The organism is Streptomyces flavotricini, from assembly GCF_020639365.1.
Lineage (GTDB): Bacteria > Actinomycetota > Actinomycetes > Streptomycetales > Streptomycetaceae > Streptomyces > Streptomyces flavotricini.
Window position 1 is genome coordinate 1328392 of sequence record NZ_JAINUL010000001.1, and the last position, 24852, is coordinate 1353243.

At 71.7% G+C, this 24852-nt stretch carries 25 protein-coding genes and 1 pseudogene; 11 read left to right on the forward strand and 15 right to left on the reverse strand.

The window, feature by feature from the left end:
- Positions 1-158: 158 nt before the first annotated feature.
- Positions 159-1349 (forward strand): multicopper oxidase domain-containing protein, encoded by a 1191-nt coding sequence (locus tag K7B10_RS41205; protein ID WP_229334963.1) that lies wholly within the window; start codon positions 159-161, stop codon positions 1347-1349.
- A gap of 80 nt (positions 1350-1429) precedes the next feature.
- Here the strand turns inward: K7B10_RS41205 and K7B10_RS06360 are convergent, their stop codons facing one another.
- From K7B10_RS06360 to K7B10_RS06370, 3 genes are all read right to left on the reverse strand, one after another.
- Complete coding sequence (locus K7B10_RS06360; protein ID WP_229334964.1) at positions 1430-1924, reverse strand: WhiB family transcriptional regulator; 495 nt, start codon at positions 1922-1924, stop codon at positions 1430-1432.
- A gap of 145 nt (positions 1925-2069) precedes the next feature.
- Positions 2070-2627 (reverse strand): hypothetical protein, encoded by a 558-nt coding sequence (locus tag K7B10_RS06365; RefSeq protein WP_229334965.1) that lies wholly within the window; start codon positions 2625-2627, stop codon positions 2070-2072.
- A gap of 39 nt (positions 2628-2666) precedes the next feature.
- Positions 2667-3917 carry an MFS transporter gene (locus tag K7B10_RS06370; protein WP_229334966.1) on the reverse strand — a complete coding sequence of 417 codons (1251 nt, stop codon included), beginning with the start codon at positions 3915-3917 and terminating at the stop codon, positions 2667-2669.
- Positions 3918-4168: 251 nt separating this feature from the next.
- On the opposite strand from K7B10_RS06370, the gene K7B10_RS06375 reads away from it, so the two are divergent.
- Together K7B10_RS06375 and K7B10_RS06380 are read left to right on the forward strand one after the other, a co-directional pair.
- Entirely contained in the window at positions 4169-4930 is a 762-nt protein-coding gene (locus K7B10_RS06375) for a maleylpyruvate isomerase family mycothiol-dependent enzyme (protein ID WP_229334967.1), read from the forward strand.
- 140 nt (positions 4931-5070) lie between these two features.
- The gene (locus K7B10_RS06380; RefSeq protein ID WP_229334968.1) at positions 5071-5646 is read left to right on the forward strand and encodes a hypothetical protein; all 576 of its coding nucleotides are present in this window, start codon (positions 5071-5073) and stop codon (positions 5644-5646) included.
- Positions 5647-5690: 44 nt separating this feature from the next.
- Here the strand turns inward: K7B10_RS06380 and K7B10_RS06385 are convergent, their stop codons facing one another.
- From K7B10_RS06385 to K7B10_RS06395, 3 genes are all read right to left on the reverse strand, one after another.
- Positions 5691-6236 (reverse strand): GNAT family N-acetyltransferase, encoded by a 546-nt coding sequence (locus K7B10_RS06385; RefSeq protein ID WP_229334969.1) that lies wholly within the window; start codon positions 6234-6236, stop codon positions 5691-5693.
- Positions 6237-6247: 11 nt separating this feature from the next.
- Positions 6248-6682 (reverse strand): VOC family protein, encoded by a 435-nt coding sequence (locus K7B10_RS06390; protein WP_229334970.1) that lies wholly within the window; start codon positions 6680-6682, stop codon positions 6248-6250.
- 95 nt (positions 6683-6777) lie between these two features.
- Positions 6778-7944 (reverse strand): FAD-dependent oxidoreductase, encoded by a 1167-nt coding sequence (locus tag K7B10_RS06395; RefSeq protein WP_229334971.1) that lies wholly within the window; start codon positions 7942-7944, stop codon positions 6778-6780.
- A gap of 205 nt (positions 7945-8149) precedes the next feature.
- Between K7B10_RS06395 and K7B10_RS06400 the strand changes: the two genes are divergently transcribed.
- The 3 genes from K7B10_RS06400 to K7B10_RS06410 all read left to right on the forward strand — a co-directional run bounded on the left by K7B10_RS06400 (position 8150) and on the right by K7B10_RS06410 (position 11050).
- The gene (locus K7B10_RS06400) at positions 8150-8560 is read left to right on the forward strand and encodes a hypothetical protein (protein WP_229334972.1); all 411 of its coding nucleotides are present in this window, start codon (positions 8150-8152) and stop codon (positions 8558-8560) included.
- Between the two features lie 188 nt (positions 8561-8748).
- Entirely contained in the window at positions 8749-9666 is a 918-nt protein-coding gene (locus K7B10_RS06405; RefSeq protein ID WP_229334973.1) for a hypothetical protein, read from the forward strand.
- 139 nt (positions 9667-9805) lie between these two features.
- Positions 9806-11050, forward strand: a complete 1245-nt coding sequence (locus K7B10_RS06410) for a serine hydrolase domain-containing protein (protein WP_229334974.1) — start codon at positions 9806-9808, stop codon at positions 11048-11050.
- Between the two features lie 47 nt (positions 11051-11097).
- On the opposite strand, the gene K7B10_RS06415 is transcribed toward K7B10_RS06410, so the two are convergent.
- The 4 genes and pseudogenes from K7B10_RS06415 to K7B10_RS06430 all read right to left on the reverse strand — a co-directional run bounded on the left by K7B10_RS06415 (position 11098) and on the right by K7B10_RS06430 (position 15326).
- Positions 11098-12459 carry a carotenoid oxygenase family protein gene (locus K7B10_RS06415; RefSeq protein ID WP_229334975.1) on the reverse strand — a complete coding sequence of 454 codons (1362 nt, stop codon included), beginning with the start codon at positions 12457-12459 and terminating at the stop codon, positions 11098-11100.
- 10 nt (positions 12460-12469) lie between these two features.
- Positions 12470-14005: an MFS transporter gene (locus tag K7B10_RS06420; protein ID WP_229334976.1), complete on the reverse strand. Its 1536-nt coding sequence runs from the start codon at positions 14003-14005 to the stop codon at positions 12470-12472.
- 91 nt (positions 14006-14096) lie between these two features.
- Complete coding sequence (locus K7B10_RS06425) at positions 14097-14663, reverse strand: TetR/AcrR family transcriptional regulator (protein ID WP_229334977.1); 567 nt, start codon at positions 14661-14663, stop codon at positions 14097-14099.
- A gap of 121 nt (positions 14664-14784) precedes the next feature.
- Positions 14785-15326: pseudogene (locus K7B10_RS06430) on the reverse strand (carboxymuconolactone decarboxylase family protein).
- Between the two features lie 258 nt (positions 15327-15584).
- Between K7B10_RS06430 and helR the strand changes: the two are divergent.
- Positions 15585-17762, forward strand: coding sequence for an RNA polymerase recycling motor ATPase HelR (helR, locus tag K7B10_RS06435; protein WP_372481536.1), 2178 nt, complete (start codon positions 15585-15587; stop codon positions 17760-17762).
- Positions 17763-17803: 41 nt separating this feature from the next.
- Here helR and K7B10_RS06440 read toward each other — a convergent pair whose 3' ends face one another.
- From K7B10_RS06440 to K7B10_RS06455, 4 genes are all read right to left on the reverse strand, one after another.
- On the reverse strand, positions 17804-18301 hold the full coding sequence (locus tag K7B10_RS06440) for a GNAT family N-acetyltransferase (protein ID WP_229334979.1): 498 nt from the start codon (positions 18299-18301) through the stop codon (positions 17804-17806).
- Between the two features lie 12 nt (positions 18302-18313).
- Positions 18314-19102: an ATP-grasp domain-containing protein gene (locus K7B10_RS06445; protein WP_229334980.1), complete on the reverse strand. Its 789-nt coding sequence runs from the start codon at positions 19100-19102 to the stop codon at positions 18314-18316.
- 63 nt (positions 19103-19165) lie between these two features.
- Positions 19166-20299, reverse strand: coding sequence for a CU044_5270 family protein (locus K7B10_RS06450; protein WP_229334981.1), 1134 nt, complete (start codon positions 20297-20299; stop codon positions 19166-19168).
- Positions 20296-20928 carry an RNA polymerase sigma factor gene (locus K7B10_RS06455; RefSeq protein WP_229344801.1) on the reverse strand — a complete coding sequence of 211 codons (633 nt, stop codon included), beginning with the start codon at positions 20926-20928 and terminating at the stop codon, positions 20296-20298. Before K7B10_RS06455 ends, K7B10_RS06450 begins: the two co-directional genes overlap by 4 nt.
- 221 nt (positions 20929-21149) lie before the next feature.
- Here K7B10_RS06455 and K7B10_RS06460 point away from each other — a divergent pair, with 221 nt between their 5' ends.
- From K7B10_RS06460 to K7B10_RS06475, 4 genes are all read left to right on the forward strand, one after another.
- Complete coding sequence (locus K7B10_RS06460) at positions 21150-21545, forward strand: hypothetical protein (RefSeq protein WP_229334982.1); 396 nt, start codon at positions 21150-21152, stop codon at positions 21543-21545.
- 47 nt (positions 21546-21592) lie between these two features.
- The gene (locus K7B10_RS06465; protein WP_229334983.1) at positions 21593-21946 is read left to right on the forward strand and encodes a VOC family protein; all 354 of its coding nucleotides are present in this window, start codon (positions 21593-21595) and stop codon (positions 21944-21946) included.
- 85 nt (positions 21947-22031) lie between these two features.
- A complete protein-coding gene (locus K7B10_RS06470) occupies positions 22032-23474 on the forward strand; it encodes an MFS transporter (RefSeq protein ID WP_229334984.1) in 1443 nt (480 codons plus the stop codon).
- A gap of 340 nt (positions 23475-23814) precedes the next feature.
- Positions 23815-24300: a lamin tail domain-containing protein gene (locus K7B10_RS06475; protein WP_229334985.1), complete on the forward strand. Its 486-nt coding sequence runs from the start codon at positions 23815-23817 to the stop codon at positions 24298-24300.
- 251 nt (positions 24301-24551) lie between these two features.
- Here K7B10_RS06475 and K7B10_RS06480 read toward each other — a convergent pair.
- On the reverse strand, positions 24552-24852 hold a 301-nt coding region (locus K7B10_RS06480; RefSeq protein ID WP_229334986.1), incomplete at its 5' end, for a hypothetical protein.

Consider the following 24852-nt stretch of genomic DNA (forward strand, 5'->3'; position numbering starts at 1 on the left):
GCGCGGACCGCCGCCTCGCAGCGTGCCGCGCCGTGCGGGTGGCGCCGGCGGTGGCCCGACGACCTGATGACCACGACCCGCCTTGAAAACTCTCGCGGGGCGCACTGGGGACGCCGGCGCACGCAGACGGTCACGGTCACGGGTCCACGGACACCCCGGTGCCGAAAACCCCTCCGCTCACGAAATTCGTGGACCCGCTGCCCACGCCGCCGACGGCCATCGCGGATCCTTCCGTCCATCCGGGCGCCGACTACCACGAGATCACGATGCGCCAGGGCTCTTGGCGCTTCCACCGGGATCTGGGACCGTCGACCGTCTGGGGTTACTGGGCCGCACATCCGCAGGACCCCGGCAAGGCGATCGGCATGGGCCACCTCGGGCCGACCATCAGTGTGAACAAGGACCACCCGACGGTCGTCAAGTACCGCAACGATCTTCCGACGACCCATCTGTTCCCGTTCGTGATCGACGGGATCCGCAACGGGAACCCCCAGCTCACCCCGGTCCCTCCACCCCCGTACAAGCCGCACCTGCCGCCCCTCGAATGTGAACGTGTGGAACGTCGTACACCAGCACGGCGGATTCACGGCGCCGCAGCCCGACGGCATGCCCCTGCATTCGTTCGGCCCGGACGGAATCCCATCGGTACGGACGTCACCCTGACGAACTACAACGCGCCGGTCCACTTCCCGGGCGGCGGTCCGGAAATCCCGGAGATCATGCGGTTCAAGGTCACCGGGCCCCCGTCCGGGGGCAGGGACAAGACGACCCCGCCCGAGGAACTCCGACTGCCGGCGGTCGCGACCGTCAGGCCCGAACCACACACCCGTCGGCGGGAATGGGTCCTGTACCAGCACAAGCTGTTCCGCACCATGACCTTCAACGCGGTGCCGTTCATGGAGCCCTCCGAGGACTTCATCAAGGCGGGCTCGACCGAGATCTGGGAATACGTCAATCCCCACCACGACGCCCACCCGATGCATGTCCACCTCGTCGACTTCCAGGTGCTGAACAGGCAGGCGATCGACGCGGCCGGCTACCGGGAACAGTACGAGAAGTGGATCGATGGCGGCCGCAAAGCGGAGGACAGGCCGGTGCTGGCGAACTACCTCACCGGACCGCCGATCTCGCCGGACCCGGACGAGGGGGACTCCAACAAGGACACGGTCAAGTCCTATCCGGAGACGGTGACCAGGATCATCATCCGGGAGTTCACCCCGCCGACGGACACGATCGCGTCGATTCCGGGAAGCGGCACCGAATTCCCGGCGCAGTACGTCCACCACTGCCACGTCCTCGAACACGAGGACGACGACCTGATGCGCCCCTGGACGATCGTCCGGGACTGACGGGTCTGACGGGACGGCCGGGCTGACGGGACGGGCGGCGGCGCCCGCCACCGGCGCGATCCGCGTCGGCCGGAAGCCGGTCAGCTCCAGCTCTTGGGGCAGTGCCGCTCCATGAACGCGAGAAACGCCAGGGACCTGGCGGCCATCGCCCGGGCCGCCTGGATCTCGCCCGGCGCCAACTGCAGAGCTGCGCCTATGCGTTCCGCGTTCCAGCCCATGGCGAACAGGTGGTGCACCACGGCGGGCCGCAGGCCCTGGAGCACCTGCGGTCCCTCCCCCGACACCACGGCCCGGGCGAGCTCCGCACCCTGATCCATCCGTGCCAGCTGCACCCGCATCCGGCGCCGCTCGATCGGTGTGGTGCCGCCCCAGATGCCGTCGCTCTCGTCCGAGCGGACGGCTATCGCCAAGCACTCCTGACGGACAGGGCAGGCGGCGCACAGCTCCTTGGCCGCCCTGATCTGGAGGTCGCTCAACGGCACGCCGTACGCGGGGAAGAACAGGGCCGGGTCGGCGTTCCGGCAGGCGGGTGCGGACAGTCCGGGTAGGACTGCCGGGGAACTCGCCTCGATCACGCTCCGACCGCGCTGCACAACCGGACGTATCACAGTGAATCCCCTATCGGTTCGATCGCTTCAGGGAATCTCCCTACTCAGCAAACGTCCGATGTCAGGCAGGAGTTCAGACCACTTGATTTCCTTCCTGTCGGCTCCTGCTCCGCTACTGAGCGTCGACGGCCGGGGCGGGCTGCGTCTCGGCGGCGGCGCCCACCGCGCTGTAGAAGACCGAGCGCCCTTGCTTGGTGCGCTCGGCCTTGCTGGTGGCGACCAGTCGGTCGAGCGTGTTGCGTACGGTCTGGATGGTGGCCGGACGCACGGCCACCACTTCGCCGAGGATCTCGGCAACGGACCGGGGCTCGACCTGCGCCTGCAGCAGGCCGTTGACGGTCTCGATGAGTGACGCCTCCCCCGGCCGGTGCCCCTTCCCTCCCCGCCCCTTGCCGGCGCGCCTGCGCGCGACATCGCGCTCCGCCCGCCGGGGCTTCGGCAGCTCGCCGGCTTCCCCGGACCCGACCCTCACGGAGGCGATGGCCTCCGCGCCGGTGGCCAACGTTTCCTGGAGCTTGAGGAGTACGGTGTGCTCCTCCTCCAGCTTGCGCAGCTCGCCGCGCAGTTGTTCCTGGCGCAACAGGTTCGCGTCCACATCGGTGCGGATGCGACTGGCGTACTCGTCGAGGACGAGCGGGGATTCGGGCACGGCACTCACCTTCTCCATCATGCGCTGAGGGTGGGATGCTACCGATCCTGAGCTCGCTGGTCAGGGCTTGTCGGTCAAGGCGTGGTCATGGCCGGGCCGGGGTGGACGAAACCCCTCCACTCCGACGGGTTCACAGGCCCGGCAAGCGAGGGTGACGGTGACGGACACCGCGGCCAACGCGGCGATCGCGGCGCCGGGGGTGAGGTACTGGGCGACGCCGCCGCCGATCGCGGCCCCGATGCCCTGCCACGTCATCCGGCCGGCGGACTCGACGCCCTGCACCTGACCGCGGACCGGGTCGGGAGTCAGCTCGAGGAGCCGCTCCTGGAGCGGCAGCGTGGCGGCGAATCCGGCGCCCGATACGAAGACCGCGGCGATCAGCACCGACACGGGCGGGCGGAAGCCGAACAGCAGGTACGGGGCTGCGAGCAGCAGGCGCATGGCGAACGCGCAGCGCTGTCGCCGGGCGGCGGTGAGCAGTCTCCCGACCGCCAGGTCCCCGAGGAGCATGCCGGCGGATCCGGCGCCGAGGAGGGCGCCGGCGTGCTCGGGTGCGTAGGAGATGAACAGTGCCTCGCAGCCGACGATCAGACCGTTCGGCACCCATAGGTTCAGCAGGAGTGCCCGCTGTTCCTTCCGTGAGAAGAGCTCGATGTTCGTCGTCCAGGTCTGGCGCAGTCCGGGCCGGCGGGACAGGCGGATGGAGCGTTCCCTGATCGTCGCAGCGACGGCGGCCAGGCCGAGGCCGGTCAGGACGGCGGCGATGACGAAGACCTCCCGCGGGCTCAGACAACGCAGCAGTGCGGCGCCGATGGCGTAGCCGAGGACTGCCGTGCCGCCCGAGGTGATGTTCATCAGCGACCGCGCCAGCGCGTACGTGGCGGTCGGCACCACCTCGGCAAGCAGTCCCATGCGCGTGCCGGTCCCCAGGGACTGGAAGAAGCCCAGTGCCAGCAGGAGGCCGAACCGGGCCGCCAGCGGCAGCCCCGGCACCGCTTGCGCGGCGACACCCACCAGTGCGGCGCACTGGAGGATGACCAGGGTCCGGCGCGGCCGGCTCCCGTCGGCGACCGACATGAGCGTCAGGGCTCCGAGCACCGTCGCGAAGGTGGCGCCGTACATGCTCACGGCGGTCAGGAACGGTGACGCGGTCTGGTGGTCGACCAGTGTGCCGAGCGCGAACCCCGACAGGGTGCTCGCCGCGACGGTCAGGGTGAAGCCGGCGTACAGGCCGGCGAACTCGTGGTTGCGCAGCAGGGAGCGGTAGCCGGTGGTGGACGGGTCGGCGGGTGCGGCAGTGGGTGTGGGCATGAAAAAAGCCTCCGGACACACCCGCCGGGGTGCCGAAGGCCAACGCCGTGATTTTAGCAGGCGGCGCCCGGGGCGGACGCGGGGGGCAGACGCGGGGGGGGCAGACGCGGGGGGGGGGGGCGGACGCGGGGGCGGAAGTTGACATCCGCGGGGCCCGAGATTTACCTTCACCATTACTTAAGAGTGTCAATCATCTACATCCTTAAGCATCCTCACCGCCGGGGCAGCACCACCAGACGAAGGGCCCACACATGAACCCCGCCCAGCACGGAGCGGCCGTCACCGCCGAGGCCGCCCGATTCGTCGCCACGGTCAAGGCGGCGGACCTCTCCACCCCCGTGCCGACCTGCCCCGGCTGGACCCTCGCCGACCTCACCCGGCACGTCGGCAGCGTCCACCGCTGGTTCACCGAGCTCCTCCGGCAGCGCATCCAGCAGCCGCCGACCAGCCGTGACGTGGACCTTCGTCTGCCGCAGGACCGCGAAGGCCTCCCGGACTGGCTGACGGCGAGCGCCGCGGAGGCCGCCGCGGTGTTCGCCACCACCGACCTGGACGCGCCGATGTGGGCCTGGGGAGTGGACCAGCACGCCCGGTTCTGGGTCCGGCGCATGCTCTTCGAGACCCTCGTCCACCGGGCCGACGCCGAACTCGCACTCGGGGTCTCCCCGCACATCGACCGCGCACTGGCGGTCGACGGTGTCGACGAGTTCCTCACCAACCTGCCGTTCGCATCCCCCTTCGCTCCGCTGACCGCCCAACTGCGCGCCCCTGACCGCGCGCTTCGTTTCAGCTGCACGGACGGCGACGAAAGCTGGCTCGTCGGCCTGCGCCCGGACGGTTTCGCACTGGTGGCCGACTACCCCAGGCCCTCCACGGCGGACGCCACGGTGCGCGGAACCGCCGAGGAGCTGCTCCTGCTGCTGTACGGCCGCCGGGACCGACAGGGCGACGCGTTCCACCTCCTCGGCGACCAGGACCTGCTCACCCACTGGTTCACCCACTCCGCCTTCTAGGTGGCGTCGTCGATCACTGCCTGCCCGCCGAGCGCGGCAGGGTCCGGTGAACTCCGCGTGGACGGAGGGCCGTTACATTGGTGGCGGCCGGTCGGCCCCAGGCGGGGCACCACGGCCTCGATCCGACACCTGGAGGCACGGTGGGCACAGCTCTGATCGCGCTCGCCGCCGCGAGCGTCGGTGTGATCGGCACGCTCCTCGCGCCCGTCCTGTCACAGCGCCTGACGGCCCGTACCCAGGCGGAGCAGTTCGAGCGCCAGCAGCTGACGGACCACGCCCAGCGGCTCCACCAGCAGCGGCTCGCCGATGAGGACCGGCGGCGCGAGTGCTACGTGGCGGCCAACGCCGCGTACCGCCGCTACCGGATCGAGCTGATGAACTACCTGTGGCTGGTGCACAAGGGAGAGGTCACCCCGGAAGGGCGGCAGGCGATGGAGGCCGCCCGGCACGCGCATCACGCCGCCTTCGCCGAGGCGCAGATGATCGCCTCCCGCACGGTGATGGACGAGCTGGACGCCATGACCACCTCGTTGTCCGAGCTGTACGGCATGACGATGCGGCTGGAGGAGGGTCTGCCGGTGCCGGGAGGGTCGTTCCAGGAGATACACGACGAGCTTCAGGAGCTCTGGAACCGCGGGCAGGAGCTCCGGGCCGTGATGCGCGCCGACCTCGGCGTCGACGAGGGCCCGCCGGCCCGGCCCGCGACTCGTCGCTGAGTGCGGACCGGGCCGCCGGGTGGGTCCACCGGGTGGGTGGGTCCTCAGATCCCGAAGGGTGCCGCGTAGCGGACGGTGCCGCTCGGCAGTGGGTGGGCCTCGTCGAGCGCGAGGGCCATCATGGCCTCGTCCGGGACCTCGATGCTCAGGCCGATGCCGTGATCCGAAGCGCGGGTGAAGCCGAACCGCGGGTAGTACGCCGGGTGTCCGAGAACGGTGACGTAGCGCTCGCCCATGTCCTGGGCGGCTCGCAGGGCCGCACGGATGGCGGCGGAGCCTGCGCCGGTCTTCTGGTACGCGGGCAGTACGGCGACGGGCGCCAGGCACAGGGCCGGGGTGTCGCCGATGTGGCAGCGGGTGAGGAGCGCGTGACCGACGAGCCTGCCGCCGCCGTCACCTTGGCCCCGACCGTCGCCTTCACCACTGGCCGAGACGACGGACAGGCCGTCGATCCAGGAGGAGTCGGCGCGCAGGGCGTCGACGAGGTCGGCTTCGAGCGGAGTCTCGAACGCGGCGAGGTCGATTTCGCGGATGGCGGGGACGTCCGCGGCGGTCTCGGCGCGGGTGATCCAGTTGCCGTGGGTACGCATGAGGGTACGAATCAGTCGAGACAGAACTCGTTGCCCTCGATGTCCTGCATCAGGATGCAGGACTCGTTGACGCCGTCGGCGCGCAGCAGTTGTACGCGCACCGCCCCGAGCGCGACCAGTCGCGCGCACTCGGCTTCGAGTGTGGCGAGGCGCTCCTCACCCACGAGCCCGGTGCCGGCCCGCACGTCGAGATGGACCCGGTTCTTGACGACCTTGCCCTCGGGAACGCGCTGGAAGTACATGCGCGGGCCCACACCCGTCGGATCCATGCAGACGAAGGCCGCGCCCTGACGCTCGGGCGGCAGCGAGCCGTTGAACTCGTCCCACGTGGCGAACCCCTCCGGTGGCGGGGGTACGACGTACCCCAGCACCTCGCACCAGAAGCGGGCGACGCGCTCGGGTTCCGCGCAGTCGAAGGTGACTTGGAACTGCTTGATCGATGTCATGGACCCTCCGTGGCGATCTCGGTCACGGCGGGCGAGCCTGCCACATGATCACCTGGGGCTCAACCGATTTCCCACGGCCCGGCCGTCGGCCGGGTTCAGTGGCGTTGCCTCACGTGGGCGAGGACCTGGGCGGCGCTGTCGGGTGCGAAGGCGCCGGCGATCCCCTCGGCGGCGCCTTCGGCGGCCGCTGCGGAGCGGGGCAGCAGGAGGCTCTCGTACGCGCGGACGGCGTCGTCGGTCGTCGCTGCGCCGTCGATGAGGGCGCGGGCGAGGTCGGCGCCGTCGAGCATGGCGAGGTTGGCGCCCATGCCGGAGAACGGGGACATGAGGTGGGCGGCGTCGCCGAGGAGGGTGACGCCGGGAGTGTGCCGCCAGGTGTGCGGGACGGGCAGGGCGTACAGGGGCCGGTGGGTGTAGCCGGTGTCGGAGTCCGTGATGAAACGGAGCAGGTCGGCGCCCCAGCCGGTGAACTCCCTCAGCAGCGCGTCGCGCACGGCTCCTTGGTCGGCCGGGTCGAGGCCGGCGGTCCGGTGCCAGTGCGCGTCGGTGCGCATGCCGACGTACACGCGTATGTGGCCGTGGCCGTTGCGCTGGGCGATGAAACCCCGGTTGTCGTCGAGGGCCATCAAGGTGCCGTCGCCGGTGAGCGCGGCGAGTACGGGATGGCGGGAGTCGGCGTCGTCGAGGCCGGTCTCGACAAAGGTGACGCCGGTGTAGACGGGCCTCGCCTCGGAGAGCCGCCTGCGGACCTTCGACCAGGCTCCGTCCGCGCCGACGACGAGGTCGGCGTCGACGGTGGCGCCGCCGGCGAAGTACAGCCGGTGGACGCCCGTGGTGAGCGGCTCGACGTGCGCGAGCTTGCGGCCCCAGCGCACGGTGCCGGGCTCGAGCGAGTCCAGCAGGAGGTCGCGCAGCCGGCCCCGGTCGATTTCCGGGTTGCCGTCCTCGGCGTCGGCGCCGGCGTCCGACTCTGGCGGGGTCGCGTCGAACACGACGCACCCCTCGCGGTCGGCCAGCCGCATCTGCCGGCCTTCGGGGCGGGCCAACGCCAGGAACTCGTCGAGCAGTCCGGCTTCCCGCAGCGCGCGCCGGCCGGACTCGGGGTGCATGTCGAGGGTGCCGCCCTGGTCGCGGGCGGAGTGGGAGGCGTCCTGGTCGTAGACGGTGGCGGCGACGCCGTGTCGCTGCAGGATGCGGGCGCAGGTCAGGCCGCCGGGACCGGCTCCGATGATCGCGATGCGGGGTGCAGTGGAGGCGTTCATGACCCCCAGAAGAACACACCCGGTACAAAAGTGCAACGACTACACTTTTGAAGTCGCCACACTCACATCTTTGCCAGTGCACGGTAAATCCGCCCTCTGACCAGGGGTTTCTCTTGATCGAGTCGCCCGTCCGGGCGGGCCGCCGCTAGCATCGGAGCGGTTCGAGCCACGTGGGGGAATCCGTTCCAGACGGGAGTCCGACCAGATGGCCACACCGCGTCGTATCGCTCGCGTCCTCGCCGCCGCCACCCTCTCCGCGGTCCTGCTGACCGGCGGAGGACTCGCCACCGCCACCGCGGCCACGTCCGCCGCCACCGCGGCCACGCCGACTCCCTCGGCGGCCGCCGGGGAGATCAGCCTCAAGGCCACGCCGACCGAGGTGAAGGCCGGCGAGAAGGTCACCTTCACCGGCCGCACCAAGGGCCTGCCGATCGGCACGAAGGTGGTCCTGCAGCACAAGAACGGCTCCAAGTGGACCACCCTCCACGCCAACACCCTGATCAAGCAGGGGTCCAGCTTCTCCTTCGACAACACCTTCAAGAACAAGGGGAAGGAAGAGCTGCGCGTGATGGCCGGCGACTGGACATCGCCCTCCACCACCGTCATCGTCCGCTGACCGCCCTCCCCGCAGCACCGCCGTCAGCCGTACGGGACCAGGGGGCCCAGGCCGTCGCTTCCACGCGCTCCCCCCAAGTGGCGTAACGGTCGTTGAGCAGCACCGATCATGATCAATAGCCTGCCTTCCGGCGCGTGACATCGCGTCTGTCGAGGGAAGGCGAACGATCCCCAGTGAAGCTCCCGATCTTGAAGCGCACGGCCTGGGCGGCCACGGCGACCGCGCTGCTCACGATGTTCGGCACCACCCCGGCCGGTGCGGCCGACGACGCCTGGCAGAAGGTCGGCGACGACTTCCAGGGCGGTGTCAGCGGCATCGCGTTCGAGGACCGCACCGCGGACGGAGCCGGCGTGCACGCACTGGTCGTGCACGACAACAAGCGGACCGGCCAGAAGCGCCTGTCCCGGATCACCCACCGGCAGGGCTCCGACGACATCTCCCCGATCGCCTGGGACGGGCCGGAGCCTTCCGACCTGGAGGCGATCGAGGCCGTTCCCCGGATGCCCTCCGAGTACCTGGCACTGGCCAGTCGCGGCATCGTCTACCGCCTCAAGGTCGTCGGCGGCACGGCGACGGTCGTCGACTACGCGCCGCTGCCGGCGATCGGGGAGGGCGACGACTTCGAGAGCTTCGCGCTCGTGTCCCAGAACGGGAACCTCGCCGCCCTGTGGGCCGATCGCGGCGCGGGGGCGAACCGTCCCGCCACTCTGCACGCCGCACCGCTCACGTTCGCCTCGTGGGGACAGCCGCAGTTCGGCAGCGTGACCCATCGCGCCTACCGGGCCGCGTACCCGAACGACGGGGCCACGCGGCACATCTCCGACATCTCGGTGACCGACTCCGGGCGGATCATCGTGAGTTCGGCGGCGGACGCGGGCGACGACGGCCCCTTCGACTCGGCGGTGAGCGAGGCGGGCCGCGTGACCGTGTCGCCGGCCGGCCGGGTACGGATCACCCTCGCGGCGTCCCCGGCGGTGCTCGGGACGTTCCCGCAGTACAAGATCGAGGCGGTGGAGTGCCTGGCCGGATCCACCGACGCCCTCCTCGGCACCGATGACGAGAACTTCGGCGGATTCGTACGGACCGCGCCCTTCTGCGGGACCTGAACCAGCGGTTGGCGACCCACCGGTCGGTGATCTGAAGTGCGGCGATCCGGGCCCCGAACGGCTCGCCGCGCGACGGTCGTGGCGCGGGCCTACGCTGGTCATGCTGTCTGGGTCCTCGGGCGACGGGAGAGAGCCTGCCGTGAAGCCAACCCACCTCCGGCTGCGCCGGGCCTGCGTGGCTGCCGCCGCCGCGGGCGTGCTCCTCGGACCGGCCGTCGCGGGCTCCGCCGCGTACGGTGCGGCAACCGCCCCGACACCGTCCGCCCCCTCCCCCTCCCCCTCCCCCTCCCCCGGCACCGAAGCGGAATTCCCGCAGCTCACGCCGGCCGTCGCGGCGCGACTGGACGCGGCGATACGTCAGGTCATGCGCGAGACGCAGGTGCCGGGCGTGACCGTGGGGCTGTGGGCCCCGGGCAAGGGGAGTTACGTGAGGACCTTCGGCGTGGCCGACAAGGCGACGGGCGCACCGATGGCGACCGACCTGCACGTACGGATCGGCAGCGAGACCAAGACGTTCACGGTCACCGCCCTCCTCCAGCTGGTCGACCAGAAGAAGATCGGCCTGGACGATCCGATCGGCAAGTACGTCAAGGGCGTTCCGAACGGCGACCGCATCACGCTGCGCCAGCTGGCCGGCATGCGCAGCGGACTCTTCAACTACAGCCTGGACGGCGACTTCATCAAGAAGCTGCAAGCCGATCCGGAACGGTCCTTCACGCCGCGGCAGTTGCTCGACTACTCATTCGAGCACCCCGTGCAGTTCCCGCCGGGCGCACGGTTCGACTACTCCAACACCAACCTGATCCTTCTCGGGCTGGTGGTGGAGAAGGTCACCGGCCGGCCGCTCCACGAGGTCATCGCGCAGAAGGTGCTGGCACCGGCCGGGCTCCGCCACACGGTCTTCCCCACGAGTGCGGCCCTGCCGGATCCGTACGCGCACGGCTACACCGACCAGACGGCCTCGGGCAAGATCGAGGACTCGACCCACTGGAACCCCTCCTGGGGCTGGGCCGCCGGAGAGATGGTCTCCGACCTGCAGGACCTGCGCAGCTGGGCCCACACCCTGGCCACCGGCAAGCTGCTGACGCCCGCGACCCAGGCCGAGCGCCTGAAGACCACCCCGATGGACATTCCAGGTGACGGCTACGGGCTGGGCATCTTCAACATCCAGGGCTGGATCGGCCACAACGGATCGATCCCCGGGTACGAGGTCCTGCCGGTCTACCTGCCGGAGGCCCGGGCGACCATGGTCATCCTCCTCAACACCGATGCACAGTACAAGGGTCAGGAGCCCAGCACGCTCTTCGGCCAGGCGGTCACCTCCATCGTGACCCCCGATCACGTCTACCCCGGCAAGAAGCCGCCCGCTCCCGGTGGCGGCTGACCGCATCCGGTGGACGGCTCGCGCGCGTCCGCCGGATGCGGTGGGCATCAGCCCCGGCCGGCGTCGGGGGCGGAGTCCGGGATCCAGGAGCCGTGGATACCGGCGGTGACGCGGCGCGGCAGGTGGACGGCGGCCACCTGGCCGAGGTCGGAGGCATCCAGGACGAGCAGCCGGGAGGCCTCCTGCTTGAGGTCGGAGACGACGGTGAGCAGGTAGCCGTCGTCCTCACGGGTGGCACCGGCCGCGGGTACGAAGACGGCCTCGCTCGGCAGCCGGGCGTCACCGACCTCCAGGAGCTGGCGGCTGCCCGTGGTGCGGTCGTACTTCACGACTCCGTACCCTCCGAGGCCGTCCTGGTCGGGGAAGGACACGGCGTACTGGTAGCGGTGTTCCACACCGAGAAAGTCCTCGTTGAGGGTGGGGAATTCGACGGCCAGGTCGTCGATGACCTCTTCCCGGACACTGCCGGCCGAAAGATCGATGGTCCAACGACGTGTGTAGGAACGGGTGTTGGGCTCAGCACCTCGACCGGGGGCGCCGACCCACCAGTTCCAGGAGAGCCGGAAGCCCTCGCGGTCCACGGTGGGGCCTTCCAGCACGATGCGGCCCCGGCCGTCCTCGTAGGCGTTGGCGGCGTGGAGCATGTTGCCGGGCTCGATGGGGAACCAGCGGATGTGCGCCGCGCCGTCCGCGCCGCGCGGCATGACGCCGATCCGGGCCGGCTGGTCGTCGCTCCACGCGTAGGGGATGCCGGAGTGCTCGTTCGGGTCGAAGGTGACGGTGCCCTCGATGAAGACGACATGACGGCGGGTCAGGGCGAAGTCGTGCTTGAGGGAGGCCGTGGCTCCGGGGATCTCGGCGCTGTGAGTGATCCCGCCCTCCGCGTCGGCGACGTAGTACGTCAGGAACGGCGGGAGGGGTGAGGAGCCGAAGAAGTGCAGCTCTCCGGTGACGGGGTCGGTCTTGGGGTGCGCGGTCATGGCGGTGCGCAGCTTGCCGTCGAAGTCGTAGGCACCGACGGTGTCCAGGTCCCGGCTGAGTTCGAAGGGGAGGTTGGCCTCGCAGAGGGCGAGGAGGCGTCCGCCGTGTTCGATGACGTGGGTGCCGGCGGTGCTGGCGGTCAGGTCGGGTCCGTACTCGGTCATGTAGGGGGCGCCGTCCAGGGCGGGGGTGTGCACCCAGCGGTTGCGGTACCACTCGGCGCGGCCGCCGTTCAGGCGGATCCCGTGGACCATGCCGCTGCCCTTGAACCAGTGGGTGGGGGTGACGCCGGGCTTGGGGTTGTGTCCGTTGCGCAGCAGCCGGCCGGTCAGCTCCGGGGGCAGGCTGCCCTCGACGGTGAGCTCGGTGGCGGTGATCTCGTCGACTGCGGGCTCGTAGTGTCCGGTCAGGTACGGCTTGCGGGTCATGGCGGGAACCTCACTTCTCGGTGGGCGGTGCGATGGTCAGCGGACCGTGGTCGGCAGTGCGGGGTGGACTGGGGAGGGACCGGCTGGGGTCGGGGTGGGCGGGGACGGGGCGGGCGTCGCGCACGCCGCCCGGACCGGTCCGGGCGGCGCCCCGGCGGGTGAGGATCAGCGCGAGGACGGCGGTCACGGTGAGCACCGCGGCGGCGACGCCGAAGGCGGTGCGGTAGCCGGTGGTGAGTGCTTCCAGGTGCGGCTGCCGGGGCGCGGCCCCGCTGGTGACGGAGCCGGCGAGCGTGGCCAGGACGGCGAGGCCGATCGCTCCGCCGACCTGCCGGGTGGTGTTCACCAGTCCCCCGGCCAGGCCCGCGTCCGGCCCCGGCACTCCCTCGACGGAGAGCGCGGTGAGCTGGACGAAGGCGATGCTCAGCCCCAGGCCGACCAGGAGGCTCGGGCCGAGTACGTCCGCGGGGTAGCTGCCGTGGGCGCTGATCCGCGAGAGCCACAGCAGTCCGGCCGCCTCGGTGAGCAGGGCCGCCGTCAAGGTCGCCGTGGAGCCGATCCGGCGGGAGACGCGGGGCGCGAGCGCCGAGCCGATCATGTTGGCCGCGGCGAGCGGGAGTTGACCGAGGCCGGTGACCAGCGGGCTGGATCCGAGGACCTGCTGCTGGTAGAGCGGCAGGAAGAAGAACAGGGCGATCCACACCGACCCGAGCAGCGCCATGAGTACGTTTCCGGCCGCGACGCGGCCCCCCGCCGTGAACAACCGCGGCGGCAGCAGCGGATTGGGGTGCCGCCGCTCGATCAGGACGAAGACCACCAGGAGCACGGCGGCGAGAGCGAAGGCCCCGAGCACCCGGGTGTCCGTCCATCCGGAGCGGCGGGCGGAGGTCAGTCCCCATACGAGGGCCGTCAGCACCAGCGTCACGGCCGCGGTGCCCGGCAGGTCGAAGCGCCCGCCGTCCGCGGCGGGTGCCGGCGGCACGAAGACCGCTGCCGCGGCCAGTACGAGGCATGCCCCGACGGCGACGGCGTGGAAGATCCACGGCCAGCCCCACGCCTGTGTGAGGACGCCGCCCAGCAGGACCCCGGCCGCGCCACCGGCTCCGGAGACCGCGCCCCACACCCCCAGCGCTCTGCCGCGCCCGGGGCCGGGCGGGAACAGGTCCATCGTCAGCGCGAGCGCGGCCGGGGCGATGGCCGCGGCGCCCAGGCCTTGTGCGGCCCGAGCCGCGATCAGGGCCGAGGAGGTGGTGGCGAGGCCCGCTGCCGACGACGCGGCCGCGAAGAGCCCGAGGCCGGCGAGCAGGACCCGCCGGCGGCCCAGGAGGTCCGCCGCGCGGCCGCCCGCCAACAGCAGCGCCCCGAAGACGAGTCCGTAGGCGTTGACCACCCAGGTCGTGCCGCTGTCCGACAGGCCGACGCCGGACCGGATCTGCGGCAGGGCCACGTTCACGATCGACGTGGCGAGCATGACGGTGAACTGGGCCCCCGCCAGTGCCGCGAGCGGTACCCCGGGACGGGTGGTGGTTCGGGGAAGCTTCTGCACGACAGACTCCATCTATGTGTGGTTAACCACTCACACTCGGGCCCAAAGAAAAGGCGGGCCGAACGCCCCGCCGACGAGCGCCGGCCGGGGCTCAGTGGTGCCTGATACCCGCCGTCAGGGTCCGGCTCCACGGGGCGTCGACCTCGTCCGCCCCGGTCGATGCGATCAGGTGGCACAGCATGCCGCGGGCGAAGAACTCCTGGACCTGCTGGTCACTGCCGCCCGAGGCGCCCCGTACGTACTCCACCAGCCGGGCGTAGCCCTGGCGCACGACCTCGCGCACGGCCGGCTCGGAGGCCGCGGCCGCCTGCGCCTGCAGCTGAATCAACATCAGGTCGTTGTCGCCGATCAGCTTGGCGTACGAGCCGCCCATGGCCGAGAGCACCACGTCCGGGCCACTCCCCCGCGCCTCGGCCGCCGCGCGCTCCAGGCTGGCCCGCACCTGCACGAAGCAGTGCTCCACGACGGCGACGAACAGGGATTCCTTGCTCGGGAAGAGCCGGTAGACGTACGCCTGCGAGATGCCCGCCGCCTTGGCGACCTCGGTCGTGGTGGTGCCGAAGTAGCCGCGGGCGGCGAAGGCGCCGATGGCGGTGCGCAGCACCGTCGCGCGACGCTCTTCGGCGGTGGACAGCTGGCGGGGACGCTCTGACTTCATGTGTGTACTTAACCACTCACACTTTTGCGGAGTCAAGGGGCATCGGGGTGCTGGCCTGCCCGCTCCGCGCGCCTGCCCGGTCCGCACCCCGACCGGCAGGCGTTCGACCACCTGCGTACGGTCAGGGCGCGCGCGAGCAGTACGCCGGCAGCGGGTGCCGCACTCGGTTCCACGGGTCGGTGAACGACCGTCCCGGCACCGGCTTGGCGATGAGCGCGATCGGGACGAAGAAGTTGACCTGCCCTATCGCAATGGTCAGGGTCGCGAGCGCCTTCGCGTCGTAGTGCCCGGCCACCTCGGCGTACAGCTCGTCGCTGACGCGCTCCCCGCTCGGGGACGGCTGGAGTACGGCCTCCACCAGTGCCAGCGCGGCCCGTTCGGCGCCGCTGAAGTACGGGGCGTCCTGCCAGGACGCCACCGCGGTGATCCGCTCCTCGGGCTCACCGGCCTTGCGCAGCATGCCGGTGTGCAGGACGGTCAGGTAGGTGTTGCCGACGATCTGGCCGGCTGCAGCAGGCTGATCGTGGTGCGCGGTACCGAGCGGTTGCCGGTGGCCTTGAACAACGCCGCCGAGACCTCGGCCAGTTCGGGGACGAGCTCCATCGGGTCCTGCGCCGTCCGCGCTCCCACCGGTACGTCCGCCGTGATCGTACGCGTCTGCATCGCCGTCTCCCTCAGGTCTTCCGTGTTGCCGTCATTGACCTGACGGACGGCGGAGCGGAAGTGTGACAGACCCACGGCAGAATTCTTCTGCGCATCGTCCTGTGCGGGGGGGGGAGGTTGGCCAAGGGGGAACACCCACCCCTTGCCACTCTCAACTTATAGCGCACAGGGGGGCTTGCGGCAAGGCCCCCGCCGTGCCGCAAAATCGCTGCTCGTAGCCAGAAGCAGCGGAAACAGGAGATGCACGGGTTGCTTGTGTTGACATCGAAGACCCCCAGCGCGTTCGACCTTCCCGACCACCTCTCCCCCAAGGCCGACCCCACCCTCATCGCCCGCGACGAGCAGCACTTCGCGGCCCTCTCCCACACCCTCGAGCAGACGATCGGCGAGCTGTCCGGCCGCCTCGACGAGCTGCGCAGGGCGCCCGGCGGCCTGGGCCGGGAGGCGATGGAACGCGACAGCGAGATCCACCGGCTGACCTCCCGGCTGCGCGCCCTGCGCCGCTTCGGAATGGACCTGTGCCTGGGGCGCATCGTCGGTGCGGACGACCCCGAGCCCGTCTACATCGGGCGGCTCGGCCTCACCGACGGCGCCGGGCACCGGCTCCTGATCGACTGGCGCTCCCCCGCCGCCGAGCCGTTCTTCGCCGCCACCCACGCCAATCCGATGGGACTGGCGAGCCGCCGCAGGTACCGCTGGACCCGCGGCCGGATCGGCGACTACTGGGACGAGGTGTTCACGGCCGACGGGTTCGAAGGGCACGCGGCGCTCGACGACCAGTCCGCCTTCATCGCCAGCCTGGGCAGCACCCGCTCGGCCCGCATGCGCGATGTACTCGGCACCATCCAGGCCGACCAGGACGCCATCGTCCGCGCGGGTTCGCGCGGCGCCCTCGTCGTCGACGGCGGCCCCGGCACCGGCAAGACCGTCGTCGCCCTGCACCGCACCGCCCACCTCCTCTACTCCGATCCCCGCCTCGGGCACCGTCGGGGCGGCGTGCTGTTCGTCGGCCCGCACCAGCCGTACCTGAACTACGTCGCCGACGTGCTCCCCAGCCTCGGCGAGGAGGGCGTGCAGACCTGCACCGTCCGCGACCTCCTTCCCGAGGGAGCCGGGGCACCGGTCGAGACCGACCCCGAGGTGGCACGTCTGAAGTCGTCCGCGGACATGGTGGGGGCGATCGAGAAGGCCGTCAGGATCTACGAGGAACCGCCCACCCAGGGAATGACGGTGTCCACCCCCTGGGCCGACCTGTGGCTGAGCGCCGCCGACTGGGCCGAGGCGTTCGAAGAGGCGGCCGGCGTCCCGCACAACGAGGCGCGTGAGCGGATCTGGGACGGGCTGCTCACGATCCTGACGGACAAGCTCGACGAGGACGAAGAGCACGAAGGGGTGTCGCCCGACCGGCTCCGCAGGGCGCTGCTGCACGACGAGGAGCTGGTCACGACCCTCGACCGGGCGTGGCCGCTGCTCGAGCCGGCCGACCTCGTCGCGGACCTGTGGTCGGTACCCGCCTACCTGCGGCTGTGCGCGCCCTGGCTGACCCGCGAGGACGTACGGATGCTGCAGCGCGCGGACGCCCAGGCCTGGACGGTCTCCGACCTGCCGCTCCTGGACGCGGCGCGGCAGCGGCTCGGCGACCCGGAGGCGGCCCGGCGCAAGCACCGGCACGACGCGGCCGTCGCCGCCGAACGCGAACGCATGGCCGGCGTCATCGACGACATCCTCGCGGCCGCCGACTTCAACTCGGCCGGCGACGACAGCGAGGGCGCCGTCAGGATGCTGCGCGGCCGGGACCTCCAGGACAGCCTGATCGACGAGAGCGCCCTGCCGGACTCCGACCCGGACCGGCTCGCCGGCCCGTTCGCGCACATCGTCGTCGACGAGGCCCAGGAACTGACCGACGCGGAGTGGCAGATGCTGCTGGTGCGCTGCCCGTCCCGGAGCTTCACGATCGTCGGGGACCGGGCGCAGGCGAGGCACGGGTTCACCGAGTCGTGGCGCGAGCGGCTGGAGCGGATCGGGCTCGACCGGATCGACGTGGCCTCCCTGGGCGTCAACTACCGCACGCCGGAGGAGGTCATGGCGCAGGCGGAGCCGGTCATCCGGGCCGCGCTGCCCGACGCCAACGTGCCGGCTTCCATCCGCGTCAGCGGGATCCCCGTCGGGTACGGATCCGTCGCGGACCGGGACTCCGTCCTCGACACCTGGCTCGCCGCCCACGCCGACGGGGTCGCCTGCGTCATCGGCGATCCGTCCTTCCGGGCGACCCCGCGCGTCAGGTCGCTGACCCCGGGGCTGTCGAAGGGGCTCGAGTTCGACCTGGTCGTCCTCGTCGCCCCGGAGGCGTTCGGCGAGGGGATCGAGGGAGCGGTCGACCGCTACGTCGCGATGACCCGGGCGACGCAGCAGCTGGTCGTCCTGACCGGCCGCTGAGGGACGTCCCCCTCGCGCATGGCGCGGGGCAGGTGATGGCGTCAGCGGGCGCCCGGCTGCCGCAGCATGAAGACGTCGACCGGGTCCTCGGCCACCACGGTGAAACCGAGGCGCTCGTACAGCCGCCGGGCGGGGCTGCCCTGCAGGACGTTCAGGCGGGCGGGAGCCCCGTCGGCGTCGGTCCGCCGCAGCAGTGAGTGCAGGACGGCCGACCCGAGGCCCCGGCCGTGCAGCGCGGGATCGAGGTAGAAGTGCTCCAGCCACCACCCGTCCTCGGCCGGGCGCAGGGTGACGCTGCCCGCGAAGGCATCGCCGGCCAGGACGACCGAGGTGTACCGCGGGGAGAAGGAGTCCCGCAGCCGCTGCCGGACCCGGTGCGCGTCGAACCGTCCCAGCCGCTCCAGGTCCCGGCGCATCACGATGGCCCTGAGCTCGGCGATCGTCTCGACATCCGACGACAGGGCGGAGCGCAGCGACCATTCCGCGGGACGCACGGTTTCGACCGGCCGTATCTCATCGGCCTTCGTACTCGCGTTCACGGCCGCAGTATGTCAACGGGCCGCGGGCTCCCTCGGCCCGCCCTCGGTCGCTCGGAGGAACGGCAGGTCCCGGTCGGCCAGGCGGGTGCGGGGGCCCGCGGCGCGGAGGACGACGTCGAGGACGGCGTCGGGCTCGGCCGCATAGCAGTGCGCGAACCACGGCATGTTGGCCTCGACGATCGCCCAGCCGCCGTCCGTGAGCCGGCCGACGTCCACGCACACGGCGCTGGGCAGGTCGTCGGCCGTGGCTTCGAGCACCTCGCGGGCGAAGGCCCGGGCGTGCGCGTCGAGCGGTGCGGGATCGGGGCACCCGTACACCGCATAGCGGCTGCCGGCGGCGACCTCCCCGTCGAGTACGAACAGCCTGTACTCGGCCGCGAACTCCACCACCTCGCTCACGAGGACCGGTGTCGTGTCGGCGAGGGCGGCCGGCAGCGCGCTCCCCTCCTCGTACACGGCGGCGGGAAGCAGGTCGATCTTCGCCGAGGGCGGTTTCACGAAGGCGGGTTCCCGCAGGGACCGGGCCTCGGCGAGCGTGGTGAGGCGTACGGAACGCCGGAGGAGGGGATGTGGCACCGTCGCCAGCCAGTCGTCGGCGGGGTCGAGGAGACCGAGGCCGAGCCGATCGGACAGGAGGTCGGCGGCGAGCGGCCCTCCGTACCAGTAGGTCTCTCGGCCCTCGGCCTGCCCGACGTGGGCGGTCACGTCATGGCCGCGCCACGCCGCGGCCTGGGCGAGGAGTTCCGCCGTGGTGGTGCGGGGCGGGTTCAGCAGCAGGGTGGGCGTGGCGCGGTCGTCCATGGACGTGAGCGTACAAGGGCGGGGCGGAGGGCGGTGAAGTCCCGTTCTGCGAGCGGGCGGTGGTCAGGCCGTGCGCTGGGCGGAGGCCGGGCGCTCCTTCTGTCCGTCCACCACGCCGCGCTCCAGGACGGCAGTCCGCTCGACCACCGTTCCGGGCTTGATCCCGCCCTCCTCCCGGATCTGGACGCCCCGGCTGCCGAGGTAGGAGTACGTCGAGCGGTCGAAGACCAACTCGGTGCGAGTTCCCCGCTGTTCGTCGACGCGGGCCAGCGCGATCCCGTCGCGGCCGGCGGCGTCCTGGGAGTGCTGGACGAGGACGACGCCCGGGATCCCGGCCGCTGCCCGGTAGAGGGCGGCGGCGATGTGCGGCGGTACGAGCTGCTCGCCGATGATGGAGCCGATCTCCTCGAAGGCCTCCTGGTCCCGGTCGCGTCCGCTGCCGCCCGTCGCGCGGATGGCGGTCAGCAGGGCGCCGGGGTCGGCGGGCTGCGCCTTGAGCCAGTCGTACGAGAAGTCGGCTGCCACCCCGGGGATGTCCCGGCCGTTCACGGGCGTGGACAGGGGGGCGTCCTTGTCGAGGGTGACGCCTCCCTCGGGCTGCTGTCCGGGCTCGTCGAGCCAGCCCTTCGCGCCGTCGGGCGACTTCCACACCTCGCGGGTGTGCAGCGGCTGCACCCAGGTCTTGGACCGGTCGGTGTCCACGTCGACGGAGATCGACTGGAACGAGACCTGGCTCTTGACGTAGACGTACTGGCCGGGTCCCGGTTCGGGCAGGCCGGTCTTGGCGGCGGCCGCGACGATCTGCCCCACGGTGGAGGCGAGTTGTTCGGAGCTGCCCGCCTCTATGGAGACGACGGGCGCCTCGACCGCGGCGACGGTGCGGCCGGCCGTACCGGAACCGCCCGGCTCCTGGGCGGTGTTGAGCGCGATCACGCCCGCGAGCACGGCGGCGGTGACCGGGATGCCGATCAGCAGGGGGCGTCGCGCACGGCGGCGCGACGGGGTCCGGTCCCCGGCCGGAACCGGAGGTGGGGCGGTGGCGGTGGCGGTGGTCTGCCGGATCTCGTTCATCAGGTGTTCCTCGAGCAGGCTCTGACGGTCGAGCGGCAGGTCCGGGCTTCCCGGGGGCGGCAGCAGCCGTCCCAGCTCCGCGTGGTCCAGCGGCTCGTCGTCTCGCCGCCACATGTTGCGGATCATCGGGCTTCCTCCTCGTGGGGCTGCGACTCTTGTGACCGGGCCGCGGGGATGCGGCCGCCCTGTACTTGTCCGGAGCGGGAGAGCGGTTCCCCGGATCCCACCAATTCCTTCTCGGAGAGCTTGCGCAGCCGCGTACGGGCGCGGGAGAGGCGGGACCGTACGGTGCCGACCGGCACGCCGAGCGCGGCGGCGGCCTCCGCGTAGCCGAGCCCGGACCAGACGCACAGGGTGAAGACCTCCCGCTCGCCGCGCCGCAGGGCGCGCAGCGCGCGCTGGGCGGCGGCGAGCTGGTCGGCGTCGGCGAGGCGGGCGACGAGCTCGTCGGCGAAGTCGGGCACGGTGTCCCGGACCGGCAGCCGGCCGAGCGCGCGCTGGTGGCGCCGGGCGGCGCGCGTGGTGTTGCGCAGTACGTTCACGGCGATGCCCATCAGCCAGGGGCGCGGGCCGTCGCCCTCGTCCCGCAGTTTCCCGCGCAGTCGCCAGGCCTCCAGGTACGTCAGCGAGACGACGTCCTCGGCGAGGCTCCGGTCCCCGGTAGCCCGTACGGCGTGCCGGTGCACCAGCTGTGCGTGGTCGCGGAAGAGCTCCCGGAACGCCTCCGGGTCCCCGGCTCTTATCCGGGCGTGCATTGAATAGTCCACGTCGGGTTCTTGTCTGCCGGACCCGGGCGGTTCCCGTGTCCTGGGTCACATCGCGGCGGCAAGTTCCTCGCGGAGGGCCGGCGGATACCGTATCCGCGGATCCTCGGCTTCCTCACCGCATGTTCACCGTTGCCGCACGCCTCGGCGGAACCGAACGTGACACCGTGGTCACGTCATGCAGTCGGCCGGCGCCGCTCGGAGGAGATCTCATGCACGTCGTACGCAGGAATTCGGTTCGGTCGGGGACGCCCGCGCGGCGCCGCCTGGCGACGGTGGCGGCGGCCCTCACCGCGGCCTGCGCCATGGCGCTGGTGACCGCGGGACCGGCGAGCGCCGAGGTCAAGGCCACGTGCGGGAAGTACATCTGCGTGGCCACCGCCTACCAGGGGCGTGACTACGTCCAGGACATCACCGTCACGACCAGGGACGGGCTGCCGGGCACGCTGCGGGCCTTCGTCGGCGACTACAGGAACAGCAAGGCCGGTGTGTCGCAGGCCAGGTTCGTGGTCAACCGCGAGATCAGGGCGTACCCGCGGCTGGCCGTCTGCGGTGGTCTGGACCGCAGCGGCAGGGTGATCGAGAACCACTGCGTGCTGATCCCCTGACGGGTGTGGCGCGGCCCGTCCGATCGCCGCCCTGGAAGGATGGCGGCATGGAACGTGTGACGGGAATCGGCGGGTACTTCATGCGGGCGGCCGATCCGGCGGCCCTGAGCGCCTGGTACCGCGAGTGTCTGGGCCTGGATGCCGATGAGCACGGCCTGTGGCAGCAGGGTGCCGGGCCGACGGTGTTCGCGACGTTCGAGTCGGGGACCGACTACTTCGGGTCCCGCGCCCAGCAGAGCATGCTCAACTTCCGGGTCCGCGATCTGGACGCGATGCTCGCGCAATTGCGCGCCAAGGGCGCGGACGTGGCCGGGGAGACGCAGGACATGGACGGTGTCGGGCGGTTCGGCTGGGTCACCGACCCCGAGGGCAACCGCGTCGAGCTGTGGGAGCCCGCGTAGGCGTGTGAGGCCCCGGGTGCCCGGCGCGGTGGGCGGGCGCATGCTGGTGGGAGGGGCGCCAGGGGGCTGTGGACGGGACGTGTTCATGGGCGTGGGCAAGGTGGGAGCCGCGACCTCGGACCGACGGCTGTTCTCGGGCCGCGACCGGGCGGTCATCGCCGCCGCCTCGCTGTCGATGCTCCTCGTCCAGATGGACTGGTTCGCCCTCAACCTGATGCTTCCCGTCATCGCCCGGGACTTCTCCACACCCACCACCAATCTGCAGTGGCTGGTCAGCGGCTACATGCTGACGCTCGGCGCGCTGATGATCACGGGTGGCAGGGCGGCCGACGTCCACGGGCGGCGCACCGTCATCGTGTGGGGCCTGGTCGGCTTCGCCGTGGTGTCCGTCGTGTGCGCCGCCGCGCAGAACGAGACCTGGCTGGTCGTGGCGCGCGTGGTCCAGGGGGCCGCGGCCGCGATGATCTTCCCGGTGGCGGTGGCGGTCGTCACCGCCTACTTCCGTGACGACCGGCAGGGCCGCGCGGTGGGCACGGTGCTGGCCTTCAGCGCGATCGGCACCGCACTCGGGCCGTTCGTGGGCGGCGTGTTCGCCGAGCACGTGAGCTGGCGTGCCGTGTTCCTGCTGAACGTGCCCTTCTGCGCCGTCGCGGCCTTCCTGATGCTGCGGTTCGTCGCCGACACCCGCGACGAGGAGGCCGGTCACGGCCTGGACCTCCCCGGGGCCGTCACCGTGGCGGGCGGTCTCACCGCCCTCATGATCGCGGTCGACCAGGGCGGTCACTGGGGCTGGGCCTCCGCGGCGACGCTGGCGTGCCTGGCCGCCGGAGCGCTCCTGCTGGTCCTGTTCGTGCTGATCGAGCGCCGGACCGCCGAGCCGCTGCTGGACCTGTCCCTGCTGCGCAACGGGCCCTTCGTGACGGTCACGCTGGCCGGCGCCGTGTCCAACATCGTGTACTGCCTGGTGGCGGTCCTCTCCGCGCTCTACCTCCAGCAGGCCCGCGGCCTGACCCCGCTGGACGCCGGACTGGTCTTCCTCGCCCTGTCCGTCGGCGCCGGGGCGGCCAGCTACTGGTCCGGCCACCTCGCCCAGCGCCGGCGGCCGGAGGCGCTCATGGCGGGCGGGATGCTGCTGAGCGGCGTGGGCCTGCTCGTGCTGACCTGGACGGACCCGCTCGCGCTGTACACGGCCGTCTTCGCCGTCGTGGGCCTCGGAATCGGCCTCGGCTGGGCGCTGACGAACGTGGCCACCCAGTCGTACGTCCCGTCGGGCCGCCTCGCCGCCGCCTCCGGACTGGTGCTGACCTCGCTCGTCCTGCTCGGCGCCATGGCCGTGGCGGTGGCGGCGACCGTGCTGGAGGTCCTGAGCGGCTCGGAACAGGCCGCGGCTTCCGACGCAGCAGCCATCGAGACCGTACTGCGGGGCGCGGCGCTCCTCTCGCTCCTGGGCGCGGCCGGCCTGCTCCCGCTGATCCGCAGGCAGCGGGCGCCCCACCCCGCCCCGACCGTCAACCTGCCCTCGCTCTGACGCCCCGCCGAACGCCCGTTACAAAACCCTGAACCCATTCGGCGCAGGGAGGCGAGAGCGCCCCGCATGAAGGGCATCCGGCGGGAAGGCCCCGTCTCCGGGCCTCCCTTGGCCTGCGGGCCGCGCTCCCGGAATCCGCGTCAGCACGACGTTGACGGATGTCCGATACAAGCAAGAGTCACGGGTATGTCTGCATTGGGCAACACGCCCGGCGTTGGTCGCTTTGGGCGGTGGGCGGGGGCCAGAGTGGGCCTCCTCGGCAGGACGCCGGGAACTGTTCGGAGCCCACCCGCCCGCTCGTGGCCGGGAAGGGCCGCTGTCTGTTGAAGGGGTCATCTTCATGTCTGCTTCTCTCGCCACCCGCCGGGTCGTCTCCGCGTTCCTGGCCGCAGGCGCCCTGGTCGGCGCCGCCGCTCTGCCGGCGGCCGCCGCCGACCACCACGGGCGCGACCACCGGGGCGCGAAGTCCTCGATCGTCATCGGTGACGTCCAGTACGACAGCCCCGGTCGCAACGACCGCTCCGCCCGCGCCCTGAACGGGGAGTGGGTCGAGGTGAAGAACACCGGTCGCCACAGCGTCAACCTGCGCGGCTTCACCCTCACCGACCGGCAGGGCAACCGCTACCAGTTCAAGGACTTCCGCCTGGACGGCCGTTCCAGCGTCAAGGTCCACACCGGCCAGGGCCGCGACACCCGCCACGACGTCTACCAGGACCGCCGCCAGCAGGTGTGGGACGAGCGCGACAGCGCGACGCTCCGCGACAACCGCGGCAACGTCCTCGACTCCGACTCCTGGGACGGCCGCCGCCACCACCGCAACGGCTGACCCGGGCGTCCGCCCCTGACGGGGTGACCGGGCCGGCGGCCACACGGACGAGCGTGTGGCCGCCGGCCCGTCGAGAGCGGCGTGTCACGGCAGCACTCCGGCCCGCCCGGCACGGAGCAGCACCTGATCGGCGAAGGCCACGGCGGTCCGTACGACGACCAGTCCGGGCAGCGTCACGAAGACGGCGCATTCCATGCCGCCAGCATCCGGTCCGGTACCGGTACGGACAGGCCGGGGCGCCACGGATCGACTCAGAGCGCGGAGGCCGAAGGGCTCGCGCCCGGCTTCGGCGTGTTCTGGCCGCGTTGCGGCAGCAGGGCCTTGCAGGTCTCGAAGGCTTGCGCCGACTGCGGGTCGGAGGTGGGGAAGCCGCTGCTGCCCGGCGCGTTCGGGGAGGCCGACGGCAGCACGACACCGTGGTCCTTGAGGCAGCCGGTGAACGCCTTCATCGCGCTGCCGTCACTGCCGCCGGGCCCGCCGCCCCGCCCGCCCGACTGCGGGCGCAGATCCGCGCAGGCCTGCGTCGCCTCGTTGCGCCGCGGGTCGGCCGGC